This window comes from Facilibium subflavum (assembly GCF_003574485.1).
GTDB lineage: Bacteria > Pseudomonadota > Gammaproteobacteria > Francisellales > Francisellaceae > Facilibium > Facilibium subflavum.
The window spans coordinates 1-6,482 of the sequence record NZ_QLIT01000192.1; the positions used below are offsets into that span (position 1 = coordinate 1).

The 6,482-nt window shown below is 37.9% G+C and carries 7 protein-coding genes; 3 read left to right on the forward strand and 4 right to left on the reverse strand.

The window, feature by feature from the left end:
• The 4 genes from DNK84_RS10810 to rdgB form a co-directional block, all read right to left on the reverse strand.
• Positions 1 to 751, reverse strand: a 751-nt coding sequence (locus DNK84_RS10810; protein ID WP_162902394.1) for a polyprenyl synthetase family protein, incomplete at its 3' end; no start/stop codon positions are given.
• Complete coding sequence (waaA, locus tag DNK84_RS10815; RefSeq protein WP_119344523.1) at positions 751 to 2,031, reverse strand: lipid IV(A) 3-deoxy-D-manno-octulosonic acid transferase; 1,281 nt, start codon at positions 2,029 to 2,031, stop codon at positions 751 to 753. The genes DNK84_RS10810 and waaA, both read right to left, overlap by 1 nt.
• Before the next feature lie 9 nt (positions 2,032 to 2,040).
• Positions 2,041 to 2,997: an ADP-glyceromanno-heptose 6-epimerase gene (gene rfaD / locus DNK84_RS10820; protein WP_119344524.1), complete on the reverse strand. Its 957-nt coding sequence runs from the start codon at positions 2,995 to 2,997 to the stop codon at positions 2,041 to 2,043.
• 82 nt (positions 2,998 to 3,079) lie between these two features.
• Positions 3,080 to 3,691: an RdgB/HAM1 family non-canonical purine NTP pyrophosphatase gene (gene rdgB / locus DNK84_RS10825; protein WP_119344525.1), complete on the reverse strand. Its 612-nt coding sequence runs from the start codon at positions 3,689 to 3,691 to the stop codon at positions 3,080 to 3,082.
• A 12-nt stretch (positions 3,692 to 3,703) separates the two neighbouring features.
• Here rdgB and DNK84_RS10830 point away from each other — a divergent pair, with 12 nt between their 5' ends.
• The 3 genes from DNK84_RS10830 to DNK84_RS10840 all read left to right on the forward strand — a co-directional run bounded on the left by DNK84_RS10830 (position 3,704) and on the right by DNK84_RS10840 (position 6,347).
• Positions 3,704 to 4,654 (forward strand): DMT family transporter, encoded by a 951-nt coding sequence (locus DNK84_RS10830; RefSeq protein ID WP_235826888.1) that lies wholly within the window; start codon positions 3,704 to 3,706, stop codon positions 4,652 to 4,654.
• A gap of 233 nt (positions 4,655 to 4,887) precedes the next feature.
• Positions 4,888 to 5,742 carry a pyrroline-5-carboxylate reductase gene (gene proC, locus DNK84_RS10835; RefSeq protein WP_119344526.1) on the forward strand — a complete coding sequence of 285 codons (855 nt, stop codon included), beginning with the start codon at positions 4,888 to 4,890 and terminating at the stop codon, positions 5,740 to 5,742.
• A gap of 38 nt (positions 5,743 to 5,780) precedes the next feature.
• Positions 5,781 to 6,347 (forward strand): YggT family protein, encoded by a 567-nt coding sequence (locus tag DNK84_RS10840; RefSeq protein WP_119344527.1) that lies wholly within the window; start codon positions 5,781 to 5,783, stop codon positions 6,345 to 6,347.
• The last annotated feature ends 135 nt before the right edge of the window (positions 6,348 to 6,482 follow it).

The window sequence follows — 6,482 nt, forward strand, 5'->3', positions numbered from 1 at the left end:
GTAATGCAGGATAAGTTGCTTTTTGATGCTTAAGGTCACTTTGAGCCGTCTTCCCTAAGGTCTTTGTATCTGCGGTGACATCCAAAATATCATCTTTTATTTGAAACGCAAGGCCAATACAGTCGGCAAATGATTGCAGGTTGTGTTCAATAGCATCATCTTGGTATTGATCAGATAGATAAAAGGGTAATAAAACGGAGGCGGTAATCATTTTACCTGTTTTTAAGCGATGAATCTGTTGTAACTGTTCGATATTAAGCTGCCTGCCATTGGCATCCATATCAAGCTGTTGCCCACTTACCATGCCTTGTCCTCCGGCATGATCTGCCAAAAGCGTAATAGTTTGTTTAAGCTGGGTCAGGCTGATATTTTCAACGGATGATAATGCATGGAAAGCCAGACTTTGCAGTGCATCACCTGCTAAAATCGCGGTGGCTTCGTCAAACTGGATATGGCAGGTGGGTTTCCCGCGTCGCAAATCATCATTATCCATTGCTGGCAAATCATCATGAATTAAAGAATAAGCATGAATGGCTTCGATTGCAAAAGCAGTTAAATGTTGGTTGGATATGCTTGTGTGAAAGATCTCTCCACTTAGATAGCAAAGCAGTGCCCGAATACGTTTTCCACCATCTAAAAAACTATACTCCATCGCATTTTGTAGGCGCGATGAAGCAAAGGTTTGTTGATTTAGATATTGTGCTGCAAAGTTTTCAAAAGACTGTATTTTTTTTTGCCAATCTGGTTTCATTAAAGCGCCTTTTCAATAATAGTGAGTTGTTTATCTAATGCGCCTTTGTTAGTGTTAAAACACCGTAAGGCATTTTCTCCCATTTGTTTTTGTTTTTCAGGTTGTTGAATTAAATCGATAATGTATTTAGCAAGTTCCTGATAATTTCTAGCAATAAGAAGCGCTTGGTTTTGCTGTAACTGCTCAGCAACCTGTGTAAAGTTAAATGTGGATGGGCCTGATAATATTGGCTTTGATAAGGCTGCAGGTTCCAACATGTTGTGCCCGCCTGTATTACTGAAACTTCCACCGACAAAAGCGATATCACTTACTGCATAAAAGCACATAAGCTCTCCCATTGTGTCACCTAGATAAACGTCAATATCTTCAAGATGTTCGTCATTGTTTTTTGAGCGTCTGGCTACTTTGAAGTGGTGATCTTGAATGGATTGGAAAACAGTATCAAAGCGCTCTGGATGGCGTGGAACCAGAATTAACAGTGCATTAGGGTATTGTTGTTTTATTTTCTGGTGTGCTTTTAAGATGATCTCATCTTCACCAGGATGCGTGCTTGCAGCAACCCATGTGAAGCGTGTACCCAGTTTTTGCTTCAGTGTTGCAGCTTGTTGTTTAACTTGTTTATCTATTTCAAAGTCATACTTGATGTTGCCTGTGACGCTTACTTTTTTCTCATCAGCATGAAGTGCGATAAAACGTTGTGCATCTGCTTGTGTTTGGGCATTAATATGGCTGATACAATTGAGCATATGCCGTGTGATAAAGATGATTTTCTGATAACCTTTTGCTGATTTTTTTGATAAACGTGCATTGGTTAATATAAGCGGGATATGGCGTTTTTTACAGCAAGCTAACAGGTTAGGCCAAAGTTCGGTTTCCATAATAATGCATAACTTGGGATTCACCTTTTTGATGAAATGATTTAAAAACAAAGGAATATCGTATGGAATATAGGTATGATGAATATTGTCATAGCCTTGATAGAGTTTGGTAACCTGAGCGCTTCCAGTTGGGGTCATCGTCGTAATAAGCAGGTGTTCATCAGGGTGTGTTTTAGCCAGTTTTTTTACCAATGGCGCAAGTGCAATGCTTTCACCAACAGAAACACAATGGATCCAAATGGACTGTGGCAATTGAAATTTGACAAAACCAAATCGCTCAGACCAACGGCTTCGGTAACCTTTATTTTTCCGACTACGAATAAGCTTTTGCAGAACAATAAATGGTAGTGACAGGAAAAAAAGTGTGCTATAAATAAGACGTATTGTTGTGTAAAAAGTCATCATTTCTCTTTAGTGTAACGGGTTACGTTCTAACCATTGCAGATATTCTGTAACCCCAGCTTTAACATCTTTAAAGTCAATATCACATCCTGCTTGACGCAGCTTGTCAAGATTTGCTTGTGTATAGCTTTGGTAGTGGCCTTTTAAATGCTCTGGGAAGTCAATATATTGCAGTTGACCTTCTTTGTAAAAATCTAACACAGTGTTTGCAATATTATTAAATGGCTCTGCTTTACCTGTGCCACAGTTGAAAATACCTGAGATATCAGGATGATCTAAAAACCAAAGGTTGACTTTGGCAACATCTTCAACATAAATAAAATCACGTAGTTGCTCTCCAGCTTTAAAGCCTTCATACGCACCAAACAATTTAATGACTTTGTCTTTTTTAAATTGTTGATAGTGATGAAAGGCAACACTAGCCATTGAACCTTTATGTGCTTCATGTGGCCCATAAACATTAAAATACTTTAACCCAACCACTTGGCTTTGTGCCATGGGTAGCTGCCTTCTGACATATTGATCAAATTGGAATTTTGAATAACCATAGACATTGATGGGCCTTTCATGAGCACGTTCCTCAATAAAGGTTGTATGATTGCCGTAAGTTGCTGCACTTGAGGCATAAATAAAAGGAATTTTGTATGTCAGACAAAAGTGTAGGAGAATTTTACTATACTCATAGTTATTCTGCATCATGTATTTCCCATCCCACTGCGTTGTTGCAGAACATGCGCCTTGGTGAAATACTGCTTTTATTTGATAAGGGTCGATATCACCATTGATCACAGCTTCAATAAAGTCATGCTTATCCTGGTAGTCCGCAATTTCATAGTTAACCAGATTAGTAAATTTGTGACCATTTTCTAAGTTGTCTACAACAAGAATGTCATCAATACCTTGCGCGTTTAAAGCCTTGATAATATTGGCACCAATAAATCCAGCACCACCTGTAACAATAAACATTTTTAATTAATCTCCTTGATCAGAAGTCATCTGGGCATAGTCTAACAAAAATTTGCTTTTTTTGCTCTTTTTAAATTTGCTTTCAATCATTGTGATCACTGGCGAGTATTTTTCGTAGCTTTTGTAGTGCTTGCCCGCGATGGCTGATTGTGTTTTTCTGTTGTGGTGAAATTTCAGCCAATGTTTTTTGATAACCTTGTGGACGAAATATTGGGTCATAGCCAAAGCCTTTATTACCTGAAGGCTTGTAAGTGATCTCTCCATATAAACGTGCTTGCGCAATAATAGGACTTGGGTCATTTTCATGCGTCATAAACGCCATCACGCATTCAAAATAAGCCTGACGTTTTTGTGGTTCAAACTGCAACATATCTTTTAGTAGTTTGTCGATATTGGCTTGATGATTACCATGTTCACCAGCAAATCGTGCGGAATAAATTCCTGGTGCGCCATCTAGTGCTGGTACAACTAAACCTGAATCATCTGCCAAAGCTGAAAGCTTTGTGTAATGACAGCAGTTTCTTGCCTTTAAAATGGCGTTTTCAATAAAGCTTAGTCCGGTTTCTTTTGCATCAGGAACATAAAACTGAGATTGCGGCAGTACCTGAATACTGAAGGTTGACAGAATATGACTGACTTCTGTTATTTTCCCAGGATTACTTGAGGCAAAGACAATTTGTGAAGGTGTATGCATCAGGTTGTCAGAATGATAAAGATTTTGATTATGTTGGCGATTTTAACACAGTTGTTTTATGATGGCAGCAATTTCATTGGATTCGGTATTAATATGCAAGCAACAACAAAGGCACTTTGGGCATTAATGTTGACAATAATGCTTTGGGCGTCTGCATTTGTAGGAATCCGCTATGTTATGATGGAATTTTCTGCTGGAAGTTTAGCCTTTGCGCGCTATTTTATCGCCTCCATTGCGATGATTGTGCCTTTTTTATTGGTAAAGAATAAAAAGCTGCCGACACTGCGTGATTTTTTAGGGTTTTTTATTTTAGGGTTTTTGGGCTTTTTTGTATATAACCTCTTTTTAAATCAAGGCGAGATAAGTGTCAGCGCAGGTATTGCAAATTTCATTGTTTCACAATTGCCGGTGATTGTCGCATTATTAGCAATTTTTTTCTTTCATGAGCGCCTTAATTATTTTGGCATATTGGGTTTTATATTAAGCCTTTGTGGTGGCTTGGTTATTGTGTTAGCAGAAAAAAATGTTGTAAGCTACCAAGGTATTATTTTGATTTATATTGCCACTGTTTCTGGCGCAATATTTTCATGTATGCAAAAGAAATATTTAACTCGCTATCATCCAATTGAGGTGATTTCATATTGTATTTGGTTTGGCACATTAGCATTGAGCATTTATTTGCCCAAGGCTATCCATGAGCTTAGTACCAGTCATTTTTCTAATCTCTTGGTAATCATTTATATGGGGATTCTCCCTGGTGCAGTAGCATATGGACTATGGTGTTACGCATTTAAACATATTAAAGCTTCAGCAGCATCCAGTTTTTTATATATTATGCCAGTGTTGACTTTGTTAATGGCATGGGTTTTATTGAATGAAAAACCAGACATAATGGCAATTGTTGGTGGTATGGTCGCAGTAGCTGGCGCTATTGTAATTACACGATTTGGTGTAAAAAAATAGCTTGTTTTTGAAATAATGATTTGAAACAATCATATACTGAATGAAGCTAAGTGGTAGGTGATGTCATTATATTGACTATCATGCGTGAAAAGCGTTATGGGTACAAGATAAAAACTGCTTATACGCCTTTATAAGGCTAAATTTTGGTTGCCCACTTGCCAAGTTTTGGTGAGCAGAGCTCAGCCTGTTGAAAGATACAGTATTAAGTTTAAGAATAAAAAGGATAGTAATTCATGGTAAATGCACAGATCTGTTTTCTTGGTGGTGGCAATATGACGGCAAGTATTTTATCAGGACTTGTCAATGATGGTATTCATCCAAGTGCGATCACAGTGGTTGATCGACATCAAGAGAAACTTTGTTATCTACAACAAAGCTATAAAATAAATATAAGTACAGATGCAGCTGAAGCAGTGCAACAGGCAGATGTGATTGTATTAGCCGTTAAGCCGCAGGCGATGGATGAGTTGACTCAATCAATCAAACCTGTTGTGCAAAAAAAATCAGGCCAGCTTTTTATTTCTATTGCCGCAGGTGTGCCAATAAAACAGTTTGCATATTGGCTAGGTGAGCGTGTTGCAATGGTCAGAGCAATGCCAAATACGCCAGCGCTAATTGGTTGTGGTGCAACGGCTTTATATGCCAATGAACAAGTTTCACGACAACAAAAAGAAATTGCTGAGCAGATTTTACGACGAACTGGAACCGTGATTTGGCTGGATAATGAGTCATTGATGGATACGGTAACTGCAATTTCTGGTTCTGGTCCTGCGTATTTCTTTTTAATGATGGAATATATGATTGAGGCCGGTATGCAGCATGGGTTGACAGAAAAGCAAGCAACATTATTGACAACACAAACTGCATTTGGCGCCTCAAAAATGGCACTGGAGAGTACATCAAAAATAAGTCAGTTGCGCCGAAACGTGACTTCAAAAGGCGGTGTTACGGCAGCAGCACTTAAAGCTTTTGAAGACAGTGGATTTAAAGAGGCTATTGATGCGGCAATTAGTGCAAATTTAGCGCGCTCTTCATCTTTGTCAAAAATGTTTGATAAAGCGTTAGCCTATCAAGAAAAAATGAAGTAACTGGTTTTAATAGATTAATTGTCCTTAAGGGGGAAAATATGACAAGCGCATTTAGTAATGTAGGTTTATTTTTGATTGATATTATTTTTAGCATTTTTGTTTATGCTGTTTTATTACGTTTCTTTTTGCAGTGGGTAAAGGCAGACTTTTACAACCCATTGTGTCAGTTGATCATAAGGGTCACTGATCCGCTTTTAAGACCGTTGCGCAAGGTTATTCCAGGCTTTTTTGGGGTTGATTGTGCCGCAATTTTACTGGCTTATTTGGTTACATTGCTTCAGCTTATTTTCACCAGCATTTTAATCGTTGGTGCTGCAAATATTCCATGGCATTTTGTCTGGCTTGCCGCAATAATTAAGCTTATTCTAACAATGGTAACACTTTATATTTGGTTAATTGTAATAAGAGCGATCGCCAGTTGGTTTGTTCAAGGGATGTACAACCCTATTATAGCAGCACTGTTTCAGTTGACTGAGCCTTTGTTGTCAAAAGCACGGCGCATTATTCCAGTAACAAAAAGCGGTTTCGATTTTTCACCAATTATCGTGATTATTGTGTTAATTTGTATCCAGATTTTTATAACTTCAATTTTTGGCTATTACTGATCTTGTTAATTAATGTTTATCAAGTGTGCTAACTTTAGGTGGTGCGTATTGTATTCGTAGACACTTTAAACCTTTATATGATGGCATTTAACAATAATTTACCAAAGGCGTTATAAAAAAAACTAGGTTCTGTGA